18 protein-coding genes and 1 riboswitch are annotated in these 17,719 nt (G+C 42.7%); of the genes, 9 read left to right on the forward strand and 9 right to left on the reverse strand.

The window, feature by feature from the left end; all coding sequences use genetic code 11:
• The first annotated feature begins 102 nt into the window (after nt 1-102).
• Nucleotides 103-300 (forward strand): cold-shock protein CspD, encoded by a 198-nt coding sequence (gene cspD, locus K8O68_RS17065; protein ID WP_230897999.1) that lies wholly within the window; start codon nt 103-105, stop codon nt 298-300.
• 86 nt (nt 301-386) lie between these two features.
• Here cspD and K8O68_RS17070 read toward each other — a convergent pair whose 3' ends face one another.
• A complete protein-coding gene (locus tag K8O68_RS17070; protein ID WP_230898000.1) occupies nt 387-695 on the reverse strand; it encodes an STAS domain-containing protein in 309 nt (102 codons plus the stop codon).
• 371 nt (nt 696-1,066) lie between these two features.
• Between K8O68_RS17070 and K8O68_RS17075 the strand changes: the two genes are divergently transcribed.
• From K8O68_RS17075 to crcB, 4 genes are all read left to right on the forward strand, one after another.
• A complete protein-coding gene (locus K8O68_RS17075) occupies nt 1,067-2,059 on the forward strand; it encodes a LacI family DNA-binding transcriptional regulator (RefSeq protein WP_230898001.1) in 993 nt (330 codons plus the stop codon).
• A 132-nt stretch (nt 2,060-2,191) separates the two neighbouring features.
• Complete coding sequence (locus K8O68_RS17080) at nt 2,192-3,604, forward strand: sucrose-specific PTS transporter subunit IIBC (protein ID WP_230898056.1); 1,413 nt, start codon at nt 2,192-2,194, stop codon at nt 3,602-3,604.
• A gap of 303 nt (nt 3,605-3,907) precedes the next feature.
• Nucleotides 3,908-4,315: a fluoride efflux transporter FluC gene (locus tag K8O68_RS17085; RefSeq protein ID WP_230898002.1), complete on the forward strand. Its 408-nt coding sequence runs from the start codon at nt 3,908-3,910 to the stop codon at nt 4,313-4,315.
• Nucleotides 4,312-4,695, forward strand: a complete 384-nt coding sequence (gene crcB / locus K8O68_RS17090) for a fluoride efflux transporter CrcB (protein WP_230898003.1) — start codon at nt 4,312-4,314, stop codon at nt 4,693-4,695. Before K8O68_RS17085 ends, crcB begins: the two co-directional genes overlap by 4 nt.
• Nucleotides 4,696-4,852: 157 nt before the next feature.
• Here crcB and K8O68_RS17095 read toward each other — a convergent pair whose 3' ends face one another.
• A complete protein-coding gene (locus K8O68_RS17095; RefSeq protein ID WP_230898004.1) occupies nt 4,853-6,871 on the reverse strand; it encodes a BCCT family transporter in 2,019 nt (672 codons plus the stop codon).
• Between the two features lie 222 nt (nt 6,872-7,093).
• Here K8O68_RS17095 and csaA point away from each other — a divergent pair, with 222 nt between their 5' ends.
• Nucleotides 7,094-7,426 (forward strand): chaperone CsaA, encoded by a 333-nt coding sequence (gene csaA, locus K8O68_RS17100; protein ID WP_230898005.1) that lies wholly within the window; start codon nt 7,094-7,096, stop codon nt 7,424-7,426.
• 227 nt (nt 7,427-7,653) lie between these two features.
• Here csaA and K8O68_RS17105 read toward each other — a convergent pair whose 3' ends face one another.
• Complete coding sequence (locus K8O68_RS17105) at nt 7,654-8,556, reverse strand: DUF2628 domain-containing protein (protein ID WP_230898006.1); 903 nt, start codon at nt 8,554-8,556, stop codon at nt 7,654-7,656.
• 200 nt (nt 8,557-8,756) lie between these two features.
• Here K8O68_RS17105 and K8O68_RS17110 point away from each other — a divergent pair, with 200 nt between their 5' ends.
• Both K8O68_RS17110 and K8O68_RS17115 read left to right on the forward strand, forming a co-directional pair.
• Nucleotides 8,757-9,122, forward strand: coding sequence for an ArsR/SmtB family transcription factor (locus K8O68_RS17110; RefSeq protein ID WP_230898007.1), 366 nt, complete (start codon nt 8,757-8,759; stop codon nt 9,120-9,122).
• Nucleotides 9,115-11,235, forward strand: coding sequence for a heavy metal translocating P-type ATPase (locus K8O68_RS17115; RefSeq protein ID WP_230898008.1), 2,121 nt, complete (start codon nt 9,115-9,117; stop codon nt 11,233-11,235). The genes K8O68_RS17110 and K8O68_RS17115 overlap by 8 nt, the downstream gene beginning before the upstream one ends.
• A 29-nt stretch (nt 11,236-11,264) precedes the next feature.
• Here the strand turns inward: K8O68_RS17115 and K8O68_RS17120 are convergent, their stop codons facing one another.
• Complete coding sequence (locus K8O68_RS17120) at nt 11,265-11,825, reverse strand: flavin reductase family protein (protein WP_230898009.1); 561 nt, start codon at nt 11,823-11,825, stop codon at nt 11,265-11,267.
• 465 nt (nt 11,826-12,290) lie between these two features.
• Nucleotides 12,291-13,076 (reverse strand): GerMN domain-containing protein, encoded by a 786-nt coding sequence (locus tag K8O68_RS17125; RefSeq protein WP_230898010.1) that lies wholly within the window; start codon nt 13,074-13,076, stop codon nt 12,291-12,293.
• 257 nt (nt 13,077-13,333) lie between these two features.
• On the opposite strand from K8O68_RS17125, the gene K8O68_RS17130 reads away from it, so the two are divergent.
• Nucleotides 13,334-14,443: a DUF4097 family beta strand repeat-containing protein gene (locus K8O68_RS17130; RefSeq protein WP_230898011.1), complete on the forward strand. Its 1,110-nt coding sequence runs from the start codon at nt 13,334-13,336 to the stop codon at nt 14,441-14,443.
• Nucleotides 14,444-14,612: 169 nt separating this feature from the next.
• Here K8O68_RS17130 and thiO read toward each other — a convergent pair whose 3' ends face one another.
• From thiO to thiE, 4 genes are read right to left on the reverse strand one after another with little or no spacing between them, the layout of a single operon-like run.
• Complete coding sequence (thiO, locus tag K8O68_RS17135; protein WP_230898012.1) at nt 14,613-15,725, reverse strand: glycine oxidase ThiO; 1,113 nt, start codon at nt 15,723-15,725, stop codon at nt 14,613-14,615.
• A 21-nt stretch (nt 15,726-15,746) separates the two neighbouring features.
• Nucleotides 15,747-16,526, reverse strand: coding sequence for a thiazole synthase (locus tag K8O68_RS17140; RefSeq protein ID WP_230898013.1), 780 nt, complete (start codon nt 16,524-16,526; stop codon nt 15,747-15,749).
• Nucleotides 16,527-16,529: 3 nt separating this feature from the next.
• Complete coding sequence (thiS, locus tag K8O68_RS17145; RefSeq protein WP_230898014.1) at nt 16,530-16,727, reverse strand: sulfur carrier protein ThiS; 198 nt, start codon at nt 16,725-16,727, stop codon at nt 16,530-16,532.
• Complete coding sequence (gene thiE, locus K8O68_RS17150) at nt 16,727-17,353, reverse strand: thiamine phosphate synthase (protein WP_230898015.1); 627 nt, start codon at nt 17,351-17,353, stop codon at nt 16,727-16,729. The genes thiS and thiE overlap by 1 nt, the downstream gene beginning before the upstream one ends.
• A 129-nt stretch (nt 17,354-17,482) precedes the next feature.
• Nucleotides 17,483-17,591, reverse strand: a riboswitch (TPP riboswitch).
• Between the last annotated feature and the right edge of the window lie 128 nt (nt 17,592-17,719).

Below are 17,719 nucleotides of genomic sequence, written 5' to 3' on the forward strand. Positions count from 1 at the left end.
TTTGAATTTCGGAAAACAATTTTCGGCCTCGAAAAAGTAATTTTGGTAAGGCATGAAAGGTTTTTACGGTATTCAAAGATTTAATTTAAGGAGGCCGTTAATATGACAGGCAAAGTAAAATGGTTTAATTCAGAAAAAGGTTTTGGTTTCATCGAGCGCGAAGATGGCGACGATGTATTCGTACACTTCTCTGCTATCCAATCTGAAGGTTTCAAAACTCTAGAAGAAGGTCAAGAGGTTGAATTCGAAATCGTCGAAGGTAACCGTGGACCACAAGCTTCTAACGTAGTTAAACTATAATTTAGTTTTATAAAACTAACACTCATATAACCTGCTCCCCAGAGGAGCAGGTTTTTATAATTCCGTGGCATTCCAAACTTTTCATTTTAGTTTTCCTCAACTTCAAAGAGGCTGTCCAGTTTAGTAAACTCAAAGATCTCTTTTACCGGTCCTTGAGGATTCGATATTTTAACTCGTCCGTTATGCTGGGCTGCCCGTTTGTAAATAGCTGTCAAAACTCCCAATCCGCTGCTGTCCAGTGACGTAACGTTTGAAAAATCGAAATCAAAATAAACACAGCCCGATTCTGCATACTTAATCAGTTTCTCTCTTATAATGGAAGCCTCTTCAAAATAGATTTCACCTTCTAATTGTACTTTTACCCAGCCATCCTGCTCCTGAATTGTTTTTATCATCCAATCGCTCCTTCCTAGTCTGGATCCCCCTGTCTGTAAAAAATTCCCTCGTCTCATATTATCTTTTCCCGGGTATGTTGATAACACCACGTCTCTTCTAAAATAATTATACCACTTTCAAAACTGATATTGCTTGCAGCTCCTTTCCCTTACTAATTAAGGGCAAAACTAAAGGCAGGCCTTGTTAGGGTGTGATGTATAGAAATATTTTCACCACCTGTTATATTATATTAGTATCTGAGTAAGTAAATTTTCCCCTTTTTAAGAAAAAAGCCAGTTATTGCCCTTAAAAAGCAGGACGTTAAAACTATTGAAAAAAATGGATGAATTACCCATAGTAGTAGTGATATGTAAATGAGAGGTGAGTTATATTGGTAACAATAAATGATATAGCTAAATTATCAGGCGTTTCCCGCACCACAGTGTCACGGGTGCTCAATAATTCGGGTTATGTCAGTGAAAAAGCTAAACAGAGAGTAGTGGAAGTTATAAATGAGACAGGCTACGTTCCAAGTGAACAGGCAAAGTCACTCAGAACGAAAAAGTCAAAAGTAATTGGAGTCATTCTTCCTAAAATCAGCACTGAAACTTCAAGCCGGGTAGTGGACGGGATTGACAGGGAGTTAAGCAATCACGGCTATCATATTTTACTTGCAAATGCCAATTTAGATACAGACAAAGAAATTGAGCACTTTAAGCTTCTACAAAGCAGACGGGTAGATGGAATTATCCTCGTAGCTACAAATATTGAGGAGAGATTGATTCAAACGATTAAGGATGTTAATGTTCCGGTCGTAGCTTTGGGGCAGGATGTGCCAGGAGTGTCCTCTGTTTTATATGATGATTACCACGCAGCATTTGATGTGACCTCGCTGTTTATTAAACGCGGCCATAAACGTATCGGTTTTATCGGTGTAGATGAAACTGACAGAGCGGTAGGCTATGAGAGGAAAAAAGCCTATTTTGATGCTATGGAAAAAGCGCGATTGAATGTTGATCCAGCGTGGGTTCAAAAAGGGGTATTTGATATTGAATCGGGAGAAAAAGCTATGTTAAGTATGCTGGCTGATTCCACACAAGCACCTACTGCTATTTTTGCCGTAACTGACAGGCTGGCAATTGGAGCGATGCAAGCTTTAAAGAAAAAAGGTATAAAAATTCCGGAAGAAATGTCGGTAATGGGTATAGGAGCTTCAGACTTGTCGAAATATGTCACTCCTTCTTTGTCGACAGTGGATTATTATAATGAAAAAGCGGGAACAGAAACAGCAAAGTTAATGATCGAGCACATTAAAAATATCACAGAAATGACAAGAAAATTGTCGATGAGCTATGGACTTATAATAAGGGATAGTTTATTATAGGTGGTGGAATCGATTACATAACGATTTTCTTATTTTTTACACGTTATGGAATCGATTACACATTATTTGAACTCATTGTATGGCTTTTATCAGTCAGGGCATAATGTAAAAGAATGAAAGGAGAGTTTTATGATGGCAGATGAAAATCGGAAAATAGCAGAAGAACTTATTGAAGCTGTTGGCGGATTAGAGAACATTGACTCTGTTGCCCATTGTGCTACAAGATTGCGTATCATGGTTAGAGACAAAGAAAAAATTGACCAGAAAAAAGTAGAAGACCTGGACAAAGTGAAAGGCGCGTTTTATACCGCTGGGCAATTCCAGGTGATTTTTGGAACGGGCACAGTAAACCGGATCCATGAACAGGTAATTGCTTTGGGTGCGCCGGAGTCTACTAAATCAGAACAAAAACAGGAAACGAAAAAGCAGGGTAACCAGTTCCAGAGACTTCTGCGTACGTTTGGTGACATTTTTGTTCCAATTATTCCTGTTTTAGTTGCGACGGGTTTGTTTATGGGACTTCGCGGTCTTGTAACCCAGGAAGACATTCTCGCTTTATTCGGTACGTCTCCTGAAGCGATCCCGGAAAATTTTATCCTGTACACTGAAGTATTAACAGACACAGCTTTTGCATTTTTACCGGCATTAATTGCCTGGTCGGCGTTCAGGGTATTCGGAGGAAGCCCTGTCATTGGTATTGTCCTGGGCTTAATGCTTGTTAACCCGGTGCTTCCTAACGCTTATGCAGTAGGTGCGGGGGATGCAGATCCACTTTATTTCTTAGGGTTCATACCCGTTATTGGCTATCAGGGATCCGTATTACCAGCGTTTATTGCAGGTTTCCTTGGTGCTAAACTGGAAAAATGGCTAAGACAGCGTGTGCCGGAAGCACTTGATTTAATCCTTACACCATTCTTAACGTTACTTATTATGATTACAGGTGCTTTATTCTTAATCGGTCCTATTTTCTCGGTTGTAGAAAATGTGATTATGGCAGGAACGTCTGTCGCTCTTGAATTGCCGTTAGGGTTAAGCGGCCTGATAGTCGGTGGTCTTCACCAGGTTATCGTTATTACAGGTGTCCATCATATTTTCCACCTGTTTGAAATCCAGCTTCTTGCTGAAGACGGTTTAAATCCGTTTAACGCACTTATTACAGCGGGAATTGCGGCTCAAGGTGGTGCGGCGCTCGCCGTTGGTTTGAAAACAGCTTCAGGAAAGCTTAAGGCATTGGCAGTTCCTTCTTCTATCTCTGCATTTTTAGGGATTACAGAACCTGCGATCTTTGGTGTTAACTTACGTTATATCAAGCCATTTGTTATGGGTCTCATCGGAGGGGCAGCCGGCGGTTTCTTTGCGGCACTCTTCAACCTTCAAGGTTCAGGGATGGCAATTACCGTTATACCGGGAACGCTTCTTTATATTTATGAAATCCCAAGCCTGATTTTATACCTGATTACAAACGTTATAGCTATCGGAGTGGCTTTCACACTTACATGGTTATTCGGTTACTCAGATAAAATGAAAGAAGAAATGGACGGATAATAGTTTGTATAAAAAACAAGGGGTTGTTCCAAAAGCCGGACTTTTGGGGACAACCCCTTTTTAAGTGCTTACGCGGAAACGGGGCGCTCAGTAAGAGCCGAAGCTGCTAATTGGATGATAAACAGAAAAAGCACCTCACTAGTGAGCCTCCCAATTAAAGGGGGCTTAGAAACCTCCTTTAATACACCAAGTGCCTTTTGAATTTAAATCGTTTTAGCTAATAAAATCTGATAAAATAGAAAGTCAGCAATGGATTCAGCTGAGTGAAAGTTATACATAAATTTTATAAATAAGGTGGTACAGATGAAGAGTCAGCTTCTCGTAATAGCCGCTGTTTTTGCCGGGGGTGCGGCAGGTACCTTATTGAGGTATGTGATTAACTTACAGACAATGACCCTCCTTTTTCCTTTAGGCACCATAATAGAAAATCTCGCAGGGAGCTTTTTGCTTGGTTTTCTTACAGGGTGGGTGCTTGTAAAAGTGGTTCCCACCGTTGTAAAAGAAGGACTTGGTGTCGGATTCTGCGGAGGTTTCACGACAATGTCCACGCTTGCAGCAGACACTCTTTTTCTTACAGAAGGAGGTTCTTTATTTATGGCAGGCCTTTACCTGATTATATCTTTGACAGGCGGGGTTACGCTCGCTATAGCCGGCATGGCTTTAGGCCAATATGCCGGACAAAAGAAAAGGGAAGCAGGTGAGGGGGCTTGAATGTTTTTCTGGTGGCTCTTGGCGGAGGAACCGGAGCAGTGGGGAGATACTTGCTCGGTCTGTGGATTAAAGGCAGAATGCCGCAGAAAAAGATCCCTACTGCCATGCTCTTCGTTAATTTAACAGGCTCTTTAGGTCTGGGGCTGTTTTTTGGATTTATCTACAATGAAGTGCCTATGCTGGCTTATGATGATCCGCTTTTTCTGTTAGTTGGTATTGGATTTTTCGGCGCATTTACGACATTTTCTACTTTCAGTGTTGAAACTTCTGCCCTGCTCCAGAAAAAGAAGTGGCCTGAGGCCGCTCTCTATATTGGGTTAACCATCGGAGGAAGCATAGCAGCTTTTTTAGCAGGTATGGCATTAATGACATTATTTTAAAATGAGGCCGTGACAAAACTAAAGACAAGCCCCAGGGCAAGCGTCCGTCTGGCGGACTGAAATCACTCAATTTCTAAAAAAGAAAAGCCGAACAAAATTCGAAAATTTTGTTCGGCTTTCTTTATGTTACTATTCTTTTGTCTCAGCTCAATAACTCTTATTTCTTTCTCCACTTTCTCTTGCGTTTCGGCTCGTTCTTTTCTTTGGCTTCTAAGTCGCCTTGGAGCTGATCGCCGATGTCGTCACGTAAATCTTCGTAAATCTTTTGTTTAAATTCTTCGTACACTTCTTCCTTAATATCATCATAAACTTCGTCTTTGACTTGTTCATATACTTCGTCTTTTATATCTTTGTAAGCTTCTTCTTTGAAGTCATCGTATACTTCATCTTTCACCTGTTCGTACACTTCGTCTTTAATTTCATCGTAAGCTTCTTCTTTAAAATCATCGTAAACATCATCTTTTACTTGCTCGTAGACTTCGCCTTTGATAGTGTCCTGGGCGTTGTCTTTAAAGTCATCATAGACTTCGCCCTTCATTTGTTTATAAACTTCATCTTTCATTTCATCATAAGCTTCTTCTTTAAAGTCTTCATAAATGTTTTCTTTCATGCCGCCGTAAACTTCTTCTTTAACTTTCTTCCGCTCACGTTTAGTTGAACGTAACTTGTCTGCGCGCAAATCTTTCCCCATCATAATCAGTAGAGAAAACAGCATGACAACCATTATTATGGCAAACGGAAGAGCAGCGACAATGGAAGCAGTCTGAAGTCCCTCCAGACCACCGCTGATCAGCAGGACACTGGCTGTACCGGCAATCAGGAATCCCCAAATGACTTTGATGCTTAGTTTAGGGCTCAAGCTTCCGGCACTAGTCATAGCTCCTAACACGTAAGAAGCTGAATCGGCTGAAGTAATAAAGAAAATGATGATGAGTATGACGGCAAGGATACTCATTATTAGACTGAACGGTAAATTCCCTAAAGTAGCAAACAGGGCAACTTCCACGTTTTCCATTACAAGGTTTCCGATCTGTTCGTTTCCGCCTAGAATCATATCCAGTGCAGTTCCGCCAAAAGCGGTAAACCACAGGGCGGCTAACACAGACGGCACAATAAGTACGCCCGCTACAAACTCCCGGATTGTCCGGCCCCTGGAAATACGGGCAATAAATATGCCCATGAAAGGTGCCCAGGAAATATGCCACGCCCAGAAGAAAATAGTATTGTTGCCGAGCCATTCTCCGTCACCGAATGGATTTAAATCAAAACTCATCTGAACGACGTTCGTCATATAATCGCCGATGGTGGTTACAAAGTTCTGAGCAATTAATAACGTCGGCCCCGCAATAATGACGAAAAGCAGTAAAACGGTTCCTATTGAAAGGTTAATCGTACTTAATATCTTAATTCCTTTATTGACGCCTGTAGCTGCGGAAAAAATAAATAAAACAGTAATAACAGCAATAATAGTTAACTGTGTTCCCCAGTTATTAGGAATGCCGTCAACTAAGTAAGAAAGGCCGCCCGAGATTTGCAAGGCGCTAAGGCCGAAAGTTGTGGCAACCCCTGTGGACGTCGCAAGGACGGCTAAAGTGTCGATCCCTTTTCCGAACGGCCCGTATGCTTTATCACCTAAAATCGGCTGAAAAGCTGAACTGATTAGAGCCGGCTGACCTTTTCTAAACTGTACATATGCTAATGTAAGAGCAACTAATGAGAAAATTGCCCAAGGGTGCATTGCCCAATGGAAAACACCGTAACGAAGGCCTGCAGCAGCTCTTACGCCATCGGGAGCGCCCACATAATCCGGATGGGGATCAAAGAAATACAGAACTGGTTCCGCTACTCCCCAGAAGACAAAACCTACACCAATTCCTGCGGAAAAAAGCATTCCGAGCCACGTGTAGAACTTATATTCAGGTTTTTCGTGTGGCTTGCCAAGTTTTAGTTTTCCGAAAGGACTCACAGCTAGAAAAAGTACAAATGCAATAAAAAAGGCAGTAGAAAGCATATAAAACCAGCCGAAGTTGTCTAAAGTAAAGGCTAAAGCCCTTTCTGAAACAGCAGCTAAAGAAGCTGGCCCTACAGCACCCCAAAGTACAAACAAGGCAACTAATGGAGCAGAAATATAAAAGACAATATTAGGTTTTTTCGTTTCGTATTCGTAATTTTTCATAGTGATGGCATCCGAAGCGGATGGCCTCCTCCCGTATTGTTAATTAACTGGCTATAAAAAGAATGCCACTTGTCATGATAAATATATTTACCCCATTTGTCTATAGCATGAAACAATTCGTGGAATAACCGTCACTATTTGAGATATTGTGTTTAAATAGGGGGTAAAGGAAGACTGATATATGAAGCAAGTAACAAATCTATTATTAAATGAGGTGACATCATGGCGACAATTGATGATTTTCAAAAAATTGATATGAGAATTGGGACAGTCGTGGAAGCTGAGCCTTTTCCGGAAGCAAGAGTCCCTGCTATTAAATTAAGAATAGACTTCGGTGAAGAGATAGGAATAAAACAGTCGAGTGCCCAAATAACAAAACGTTACGAGCCAAAAGACCTTATGGGGCGTCAGGTCATGGCCGTGGTTAATTTTCCTCCCATGAAAATCGCCGGTTATTCTTCGGAAGTACTGGTCATGGGCGGAGTGCCTGAAAAGGGAGACGTGGTGCTGTTAAATTTGGACGAAGAAGTACCAAACGGCACAAAAGTCAGCTAATAAAATGAATTGATTGTAATAGTTCTTCGGCTATTCAGGTTTGTCAGCCGTAGAGCGTATGGGCCGGGCCGGCAAATGCCCGAGCGGTGTGCAGGCCAGAGGAAAAGGTAAAAAGAGAGGCCCGCAAATGCCCGAGCGGCCTGCAGGCCGTACGAAAAGGCAAAAAGACCACCTTTCCAAATAGGCATCACGCTTTCATTTGCCGCCGCCAAATAATTGGCACGTATTTACCGGGGAGGAGTGATTGTAAACTCCTCCTCAGCTTCCAGGCTGTCATCTATGTGGATTTCAAGACGGTACTCTCCTGTTTTGGCGGCCGGGTCTTCAGCATCAATCAAATCGAGCGAGACACGGTCAGATGCGAAAAAGGTATACGTCCGTTCCCGCTCCAATGTCCAGCCGTTATCCTCCTCTTCTTCTTTGTAAAAAACCAGCACCTCGAAACGGCGGTTATCTACAGGTTCGTTCCCGTAATAAAGGAAATTAATTCTGGCAGAGTATTTTTCAAATGACGGAGTTCTTTCAACATCCAAAACACCTTGAGGAGAAGGTTCGTCGTCTGAATAGACGTAAACTCCATAATCCAAAGGCGGGTTGTAAACCCAGGAATCTACTGTCTGATACGGCACAAACAGGAGAAGCCATACGATTGCCGGGGTAACAAAAGCACTCAGCCAGGAGCTTCCCGTTTTAGTAAACAAAGGAGCCATAGGTTTATCAAGATTTCCTTCTTTCCATTGCACGAGTTTTGCTGTACGTTTTCCGTATAAAGCATTTCCTTTTAAACCGAAAAACACATTGATCATTACAGGATAGACCATTTGCCACACAGGTAAAGAATACTCAGGAATTACCCCGTAATAAGTCATGGCAGGCAAGAAGGCGACCACGGCTATCCCTGATAAATAGAGCAGGAAAAAAACCGTGACCCAGACATACATATGACGATAGGCAAGCCAGAACGGAGTAAAGAAAAAAGCGGGCCAGTTCCAGCCGCTGTATACACCGGGATTTTTATATTTTTGCCATTGACCGATGTAATAACGGGTGTTTTTTTCGATAACGCTCTGGACCACAGGGTTTTTATTAGTAAGAAGTACATTATTTATATAGGGGCCCGGTCTGTTCATAATCATTAGCTCCTTCAACATTTAAATCTGAGTCTATTTTACCTTAAAACCCTCGGCCTGAAAAACATTCGGAAAAAAGACCGCAGAGCCCCTGATTTCCCTAATATTCAAATATTTATTTGAATATTCCCCTTTGATAAAGTACACTATATTCAAACAACCGTTTGAATATAAGGCATACCTGCAGAGGAGGCGGTTAGATGGCTAAGGATACTTGTGATGTCTATTGTTATGATCCGGAAAAAGTCACACGATTAAAAAAACATATGGACAAAGAAATAATTCGTGGCACCAGTCTAATTTTTAAAGTTCTGGGGGATGAGACGAGGCTGAAGGCGGCTTATGCGCTTTCGAAAGAAGAAGAGCTTTGCGTGTGTGATGTTGCCAATATACTTGGCAGCTCCGTAGCAACAGCTTCCCATCATTTGCGTATACTGAAGAAACATGGGTTGGTTAAATACAGAAAAGAGGGAAAGCTTGCTTTTTACAGGCTTGATGACCACCATGTCCAGGAGCTTATTGAAGTGGCGTCAGAGCATATGAAAGAAGGCAAAATAAATGAGTAATAAACACGTTTACAAAATTTCAGGGTTTACATGAGCAAACTGTGCTGCTCGGTTCGAGCAGAATGTGGAAGCCCTCCCTGGTGTTCAGGAGGCTAAAGTAAATTTTGCTGCAGAAAAACTGACTGTGGTAGGGGAAGTCACGGTTTCAGAAATCGAAAAAGCAGGGGCATTTGAAAACCTGAAAGTCCATCAGGGCAATGACGGGTCAAATGACCTGCCTGTCTGGCGGAAAACAAAGTGGCTCAGGGTAGGGGCAGCCGCTTTACTCGTAACAGCCGGCTGGATCAGTCACTTATTATATGGGGAAGCGCACGGGTTAACGATCTTATTATTTTTATCAAGTATGGTTATCGGCGGCTATGCTATGTTTTGGCAGGGTTTTAAAAATCTTACCCGTTTAATTTTTGATATGAAAACATTAATGACAATCGCTATTATTGGGGCTGCGATTATTGGCGAGTGGGGAGAGGGAGCGCTAGTAGTCGTCCTCTTTGCAATAAGTGAAGCCCTCGAAAGTTACTCAATGGACAGAGCGAGACGATCGATCCGCTCTCTCATTCACAAGAGCCCTAAAGAAGCCATAGTTAGCCGTCATGGGAGCGAAATGTCTGTACCTGTGGAAGATGTCGGCGTAGGGGAAAGAATCATCATTCGTCCGGGAGAAAAAATACCGTTGGACGGAGTAGTTACTGATGGTTATTCTACAGTTAATGAAGCTGCTATTACAGGTGAAAGCATCCCTGCAGGCAAAGAGCAAGGCGACAGTTTATTTGCAGGAACGTTAAATAAAGAAGGGGTGCTGACAGCTGAAGTTACTAAACTGGTGAAAGATACTACCCTTGCTAAAATCATTCATCTCGTAGAAGAAGCGCAAGGGGAGAAAGCACCGGCACAGCAGTTTATAGACCGGTTTGCGGCTTATTACACTCCGGCAATTATGCTTTTGGCTTTTATGGTGATGACAGGGCCGCCTCTTCTGGCAGGTGCTCCATGGGAGCAGTGGATTTATTTAGGTCTGGCTACTCTTGTGGTTGGCTGCCCGTGTGCGCTGGTTATTTCGACCCCTGTGGCGATCGTTACGGCGATTGGGAATAGTGCCAGACAAGGCGTCCTTATTAAAGGCGGAGTGTATTTAGAAGAGGCAGGACGAATAAACAGCCTAGCATTTGATAAGACAGGGACACTGACAAAAGGCTTTCCTGAAGTCACTGATGTGATTCCTTTTGATCCCGTTTCCCGTTCTGATTTGCTGAATTATATTTACAGCCTTGAGAAACACTCGACACACCCTTTGGCTAAAACCCTTGCAGCGTATGCGGCGTCGTCTGGCTGTGAAGGTCTTGGCTTCGAGGTCCGCGAAGCGGAAACCATCACTGGAAGAGGCGTATCAGCTAAAGTTAACGGAGAGTTTATTTATTTAAGTAACCCTTCATATGTTGATAAGTATTACCAGGACATTTTTTTACCTGCGGTGAAAAGGCAGGTGGAAGATCTGGAAAAACAGGGAAAGACGGTCATCCTGGCAGGAAAGCCGGACCGGTTACTCGGTCTGGCAGCATTACGGGATGATGTCAGGAAAGAAGCCGGAGATTCCTTGAAAAAATTAAAGCAGCTTGGCATAAAGCAGATCATTATGCTTACAGGAGACCAGCCGTTCACTGCAGAAGCAGTAGGAAAAGAAGCGGGAGTTACAAAAGTGGAGGCGGGGCTTTTACCTCATGAGAAATTAAACAAAATTAAGGAATTGAAAGAAGAGGGGAAAATAGTAGCGATGGTAGGCGACGGCATAAATGACGCGCCAGCAATGGCTCAGGCTGATCTAGGCATAGCTATGGGAGGCGGAGGGACTGATACCGCCCTGGAAACAGCAGATATTGCACTTATGGGGGATGAACTTCATAAACTGCCTTATTTAGTATATTTAAGCAGGAAAACACTTCAGATTATTAAACAGAATATCGCTTTTTCGATTGGTTTAAAAGTGATGGCCCTATTACTTGTCCCATTTGGTATGCTCACCTTATGGATTGCGATTCTTGCAGATATGGGAGCCACGCTTCTTGTAACGTTTAACAGCTTACGCCTTATAAAAAATAAAAGAAATCTGTTGTGACCATAAGCACAACAGATTTTTTTGATGATTTATTTATCCAAATGGATCTCTTTCATAGTCGTTGCTTTGTCGGCAATTAAGTATTTGGACTGGCCCAGGAACAAAGGGAGCTGAAGTTTGCTGAAATCAGGCAAGCCATTCTCATCAAACCTTTCTTTGTCCTGATGAAACAATGTAATTTTTCCAACTATCCAGTCGTGATCACCGTAAGTATTAATATCCATTACTTCACACTCGTAGGCTACATAGGCGTTTTCCAGGATTGGCGCCCCGGTAGCTTCGCCTTTTTTCCACTTTGCCATCAGCTTAGTAAATTTGTCTCCGTCAGAACCGGACTTTTTACCTGACGCTTCAATAAAATGAGCGTATTCCGCAGGCACAAAGTTAATGGCAAATTTGCCGCTTTCTTTAATGAGATGATGTGTAAAACGCTCTTTTGCAACAGCTACCCCATAAATAGGCGGGTCATACGATATGTATGAGTGCCACCCTGCAGCCATAATATTTTGTGTTTCATCATTTTTAGCTGTGACGAGGGCAATTAATCCAGGATAACAGTGCATCACAGTTCGCGGGGTGCTTTCTAACATTGAACATTCCTCCCAGTGTTTTAAATCCAACTTAATTATAATAGACAGACGCTTGAGTTGCACTTTTTTTATTATTTGAAAAAATAGGAAATCCAGCCAATTAAAGAGGCCGGGACATAACTAAATTAAATCCAGTATAACCGAACAATGAATTCACAATAGACCATGAGTTGAGGTTCATAAATGCACCCGCTTGCCGCAGGCATCTCTTCAGCTCCTCGGCAAAAAGCGCCTGCGGGATCTTCAGAAGATGCTTTTCTTACAGGCGTCTCGTGATTTTTGAACCTCATCATTTTTTAGCTGAAGACAAGCCCCTGGGCAAGCGTCCGTATGGCGGCCTGAAATCACTGCCTTTATTCTTAGTTCCGCTTCTTTTGCAGTAAAAGCGAAAAGCCGAACAAAAATCATAAGATTTGTTCGGCTTTCTTTATGGTTAATATTCTTTTGTCCCGGCCTCTTCTTCTATTATTCAATCCACTCGAAGTCTTCAGGATTTCCTGCTGAGACAGGTTCGGTGAGATCGGCATGACCAAGAAAGTCGTCTACTTCTTCTCCGGAAATAAGAATTTTAGTCTGGTCATAACCAAATTGCTCCATCATCATAGCAATTTGTTCAATAAGCATTAATTCGCCGCTTGAACCGAGGTTTGCTTCTGTAATCTCTTCAGAAAAAGAAATGTGGGCTGTATCACCCTGAAAATTAATATGTTCAACGGCGGTACCCTCAGGTAATAAAGTATACAAGTCGTCATGTGACGGACCTGCTGTCCATAAGTCCATGGCTTCCATAGCTCCAGGCTCATCCGCGCTGACGGAAAGATCAGTTTTTTCCCGGTAATTATTTAACAGCTGGTCGTCGGAAAAGTAAAGTGTCACCGGATCAACGACACCGTCTTCGTCTTCAGCTGTTCCTTCTTCATTCGCTTCTTCGTTAATATCCTCGTTCGTATTGCCCGCATTACCTACTTCTTCCTCAGCAGTTTCTTCATTAGCTTCGTTTGAAGTGACGTTATTTTCATTGTTGTTATCGGCATTATCATTATTACCGGCAAGGTTGTTTTCATTTTCTTCATTGTTTGCTTCTGCAGGGTCATTTTCATCGGTCTCTTCTACTTCTGTTTCATTTGATTCCAGTCCTGCATTCCCTGTGTTATTACCATCTTCTTCTTCAATCACATTCTCATTTTGTCCGCAGGCTGCTAAAACCAGCAATAAGGACAAACTTAATACAATCATTTTTAAATGTTTCATAATCCAGTCCCCTTCTTTTTGTATGTATAATTCAACTGATTAGTCGTTATAAGCAAACAAATGTTACAACTTTTCGAAGAAATATTTTCCTGAAGAAGAAAAACAGCTTTTGGCCGGTTTCATGGCCCATTCTGCAATTATTTGTTTTTATAATTGTACGCCTTAAGACGTACGAAATATATTTCCCAGGACCATACTTTCGAATGGGAAAATCGTATAAAATAGAATTAAAGAACAATATACGAGGAGGGCTAATTATGAAAAAGCTTGGCCGCAGAACATTAGGTCTATTGTTTATACTGACTGGAGGTATATTTCTGGCTCAGCAGCTGACTGGTATTACCTTAATGGCCGCTTTTGGTTATGTATGGCCGATTATTTTAGTCGCCCTCCTTATCGAAGTGATATTGTTTTACCGCAACAGGGAGGATGGAGAGACCATTTCTTTTGATAAAGGAGCTCTCGTCATTATCATTATGGCGATGGTTGTTAGTGGAAGCATTCAGAACAGCCAATGGTCCGGACCTGGTTTAGCACATGGTATTCCGTTTTTCCAATGGACAGTTAACGGAGCGGAAGCAGAAGTGGAAGAAGCTTATGACATACCTGCTGATATAAACGAAATCATTCTTGAAATCCCAAACGCGAGACTGCGTATAGAGGGAACGCCGGAAAATGTGATGACACTGGAAGGTATTGTCCGGGGTAATGGAAATGAGGCAGAAGTGGTAAAAACTTTTGAGGAAGTAAGAAATGTTGAAATGAAAGAGGGCAGTTTCAATTATACTGTTGAAAAGCCCGGCTCATTCTGGTTTTTCCAGACTGATCAAATAATTGCTGACCTTGTAGTTTACGTGCCGGAAGACAGAAAGCTGGAGGTATCTGTCACCAATGGCTCAGTTGATGCCGGCCATCTGTCAAATGATCTTGCAGTCCGGACAACAAATGGCAGGGTGCAGGCCGAAGAGATAAAAGGAAATGTTGAAGTCGTAAATACTAATGGTCTCGTTTCCCTGAGAAATATTTCAGGGGATGCGGATGCTGCAACGACTAACGGGCGGATGTCCGCTACAAATGTGATGAAAAGCGTTAAATTAAAAACAACAAACGGCACGGTAGATGCGGAAAGCGAAAAAATCGGCGGAAACTGGGACATCAAAACTACTAATGGAAATATTACGGTCCGTATTCCAAGAGACAGCGATTTATCAATTGACGCGAGAACGACAAACGGTAACGTGGGCGGAGATGTAGAATGGATGGATAAAACAGAAAGGAAAGAAGGATCAGCTGTTATAGGCGCCGCCACCTATCATATGCAGGCGAAAGGAACAAACGGTTCTATTCAGGTGTCGTTTCTGGATTAACTTTTTTGGGTAATCGTTTCTGAGTAAAGGCTTCCACGCTTTCGGAAGGAAGACCTTATTTCCGGAAAAGCAGTTGAGCAAGTGATATCGAAATTAAGGCCCGTCCGGATGGCATCAAAGCATCCGAGTGGGCCGAAAAATGATGCTTGTCCTTTTTAGAGAATCTTGATCACGTAAACCTTTCCGGTTGAAAGGCCGTTCGGTAATGGTCATCTATCTGCTTTCCGGAGATATAGTCAGCTACTGCTTCTCCAGTCACTGGACTTAATAAAATTCCGTTTCTGTAATGGCCGGCAGCAAAAATGATATGCGGGTGATCTTTAAGAGGACCTATTAAAGGAAAGCCGTCCTGGGTAGCTGGACGGAGCCCAGCCCACGTATGAAAAGGGCTTTTTTCTTTTAAGAAAGGCAGGATACGGCTGTTCCAGTTAACCAGCCGCGAAATCCCTTTGTCAGTCACTTCTGTATTAAACCCCGCTATATCTTCTGAAGCTCCGTTAATAAGTGTGCCATTCGACTTTGGAACGAGATAACCCTGGCTGGTGGTTATAATATGATTGACTGTTTCAGCACCTCTATCATAAGCGCAAATTTGCCCTCGTATTGGATAAACTGGTATACGGATATTAAAAACTGCTTCCAATTCCCCGCTCCAGGCACCTGAGCAGACAACGAGGGTATCCCCTGTAAAAGTCCGGCCAGACTCGGCCTCCAGCACCGGCGCTGACGCCCACTTTTTTATACGCACCTTTTTCAGGTTATCAACAATACTTACGCCATTTTTTTCGCAGGCCGCCTTTAAAGCTTTTACATAGTCCGGGGCAAATACGTGACTTTCTTCATCTGAATATATCCCCGCAATGACCTCGTCTGACAGGTTGGGCTCAAGGGATGTTAGTTGTGCTCCTTCAATAATTTCAGCCTGAGAACCGAACTTTTTCTGCCAGGCAATCCTTGATTCCAACGGCAGGGTGTCTGATTCATGATAAACAGCATGTATACTGCCGCTTTCTGTATACTCAAAATCCATCCCTGAGGTCTCTTTTACATCCTGCTGCCATTTTTTAAACATACGCAGGCTATCGAGGCAAAATAAGAAAAAAGGGTCTGGATCTTCACTAATTTCAGAAAACGGAGCAAGCATTCCTGCAGCAGCCCCGGACGCCTGTCCTCCGCACTGGTTTTTCTCGAGGACTGTTACGTCGTAATTCCGCCGACTTAATGAAAAGGCTGTGGCCAGGCCGATGACACCCCCGCCCAAAATCAAAATTTTCTCTTTCAAAACCGGTCACCACCTGTCTGCTTAATAAGAAATAAAAGAAGGAAGACCGCTTGAAGCAGTGGCGTATCTTTTCTTTGGTATTCTTCCTGCTTCATATGACAGTCTCCCTGCGTTAATCGCATGTTTCATGGCCAAAGCCATCTTTACTGGATCTTTCGCTTTAGCTACCGGTGTATTCATTAACACACCGTCTGCCCCTAATTCCATGGCTTGTGTAACATCCATAGCAGAACCGAGACCAGCATCCACGATGACAGGGACAGAAGCCTGTTCGGTAATTAAAGACAAATTATACGGATTTAATATTCCAAGTCCTGTGCCTATAGGCGAGCCTCCAGGCATAACAGCAGCTGCACCTGCTTCTTCAAGCCTTTTACACAATACAGGGTCATCAGAAGTATAAGGGAGAACAGTAAACCCTTCCGAAGCAAGGATTTCAGCAGCTTTCAGTGTTTCTACAGGGTCAGGGAGCAGCGTTTTTTCATCGGCGCTGATTTCAACTTTAATCCAGTCGCTGAGACCTGACGCTTTAGCAAGCCTTGCTATTCTTACAGCTTCTTCAGCTGTTTTAGCACCAGATGTGTTTGGAAGATAGGTGAACGAATGATTATCGTCCAGATGCTGTAAAATCGCGTCTTCCCCTGGTGTTTCCAGATTAACTCTTCGGATGGCAAAGGTAAGCACTTCTGCTTCCGAAGCCCGAATGGCTTCATTTTGTACATATGGGTTAGGATAGCGGCCAGTCCCGAGAAAAAAACGGGAAGAGAGCTGTTTTCCTGCAATCGTTAATTGATGTGCCATCTGTTAACCTCCTCCAATAAATTCAACGATTTCAATCCTGGAACCATCCTGCAAAGCAGTGCGGTTCCATGCTTCCTGATCGACAATTTCACCATCTACTTCGGTAATAATAAGGTTTGGTTTCAATTTAAAGTGGGAGACGACATCATTAACAGTCTGAACATTAAGTTCATGCTGTTCTCCATTAATCGTTAAGTTCATTAGTTACCTCCTTCAAGTTTGGCGCGAAGCTCCATGCAGACACTGCGAACGTCCTCAGCTCCTGATATTTCGCTGATCATGCAAATTCGTTCTGCTCCGGCTTCAAGCACCTCATCGACGTTATGACGTTTTATTCCGCCTATCGCTACAAAGGGGATAGAAATTTCTGCTTTTACCTGCTTAATATAATCGGTAGTCACAGGAGAGGTGACGTCTGCCTTGCTATTAGTGGCGAAAACAGGTCCTGCCCCGATATAATCAGCCCCTTCTTTTTCGGCGGCTTTTGCTTCATCGATGTGGTGAGTGGAGATGCCGATAATCATGTCCTTACCTGTGATTTTCCGCGCTTCAGTTAAAGGGAGATCATCCTGGCCCAGATGAATCCCGTCTGCATTGACTGCCATCGCCACATCGATATGATCATTTACAATAAATATCACATTGTGCTTGAGAGTTAGTTCTCTTAAAGCTTGTGCTTTCTCCAACACTTCACGTTTACTGCCCGTTTTATCCCTGAGCTGAATAATGTCTGCGCCTCCGATAATTGCTTCTTCCATAACATCCACCACATTTTTACCCGGATGGAATTCTTCCCCGGTAATGGCGTATAAACTGAATTCTTTCAAAAACTTTCACACCTTCCTGTAATAGCTTGAATTAAGAGAAACCTGGCGGAATAAAAGTTGTATATAAGCTGCAAAAAATAGAAAAGCCGCATTCCGGAGCATATGGAATACGGCTGCAATCATTGTGTTTATTCGTTGCATCGACTTCCCTACGCTGGTATAAGCCAGATCAGGTTCGAGGGTAAAAGGAGTCTACCTTTTTCTCAGTTTATTTCAATAAACACCCCTAGTCTTAAAGACTATTAAATTTTGACTTATTTGTATTGTAAACGATTTACAAAGATGGGAAAAGGGAGATGCTTAAATAAATAAACCAGCTGTACACGGAAGGAAGGCTGCGAGGTGTCAAAATACATAATAAAAAAT

Origin of the sequence: Salipaludibacillus sp. CUR1, from assembly GCF_021028955.1 — a bacterium.
GTDB lineage: Bacteria > Bacillota > Bacilli > Bacillales > Salisediminibacteriaceae > Salipaludibacillus.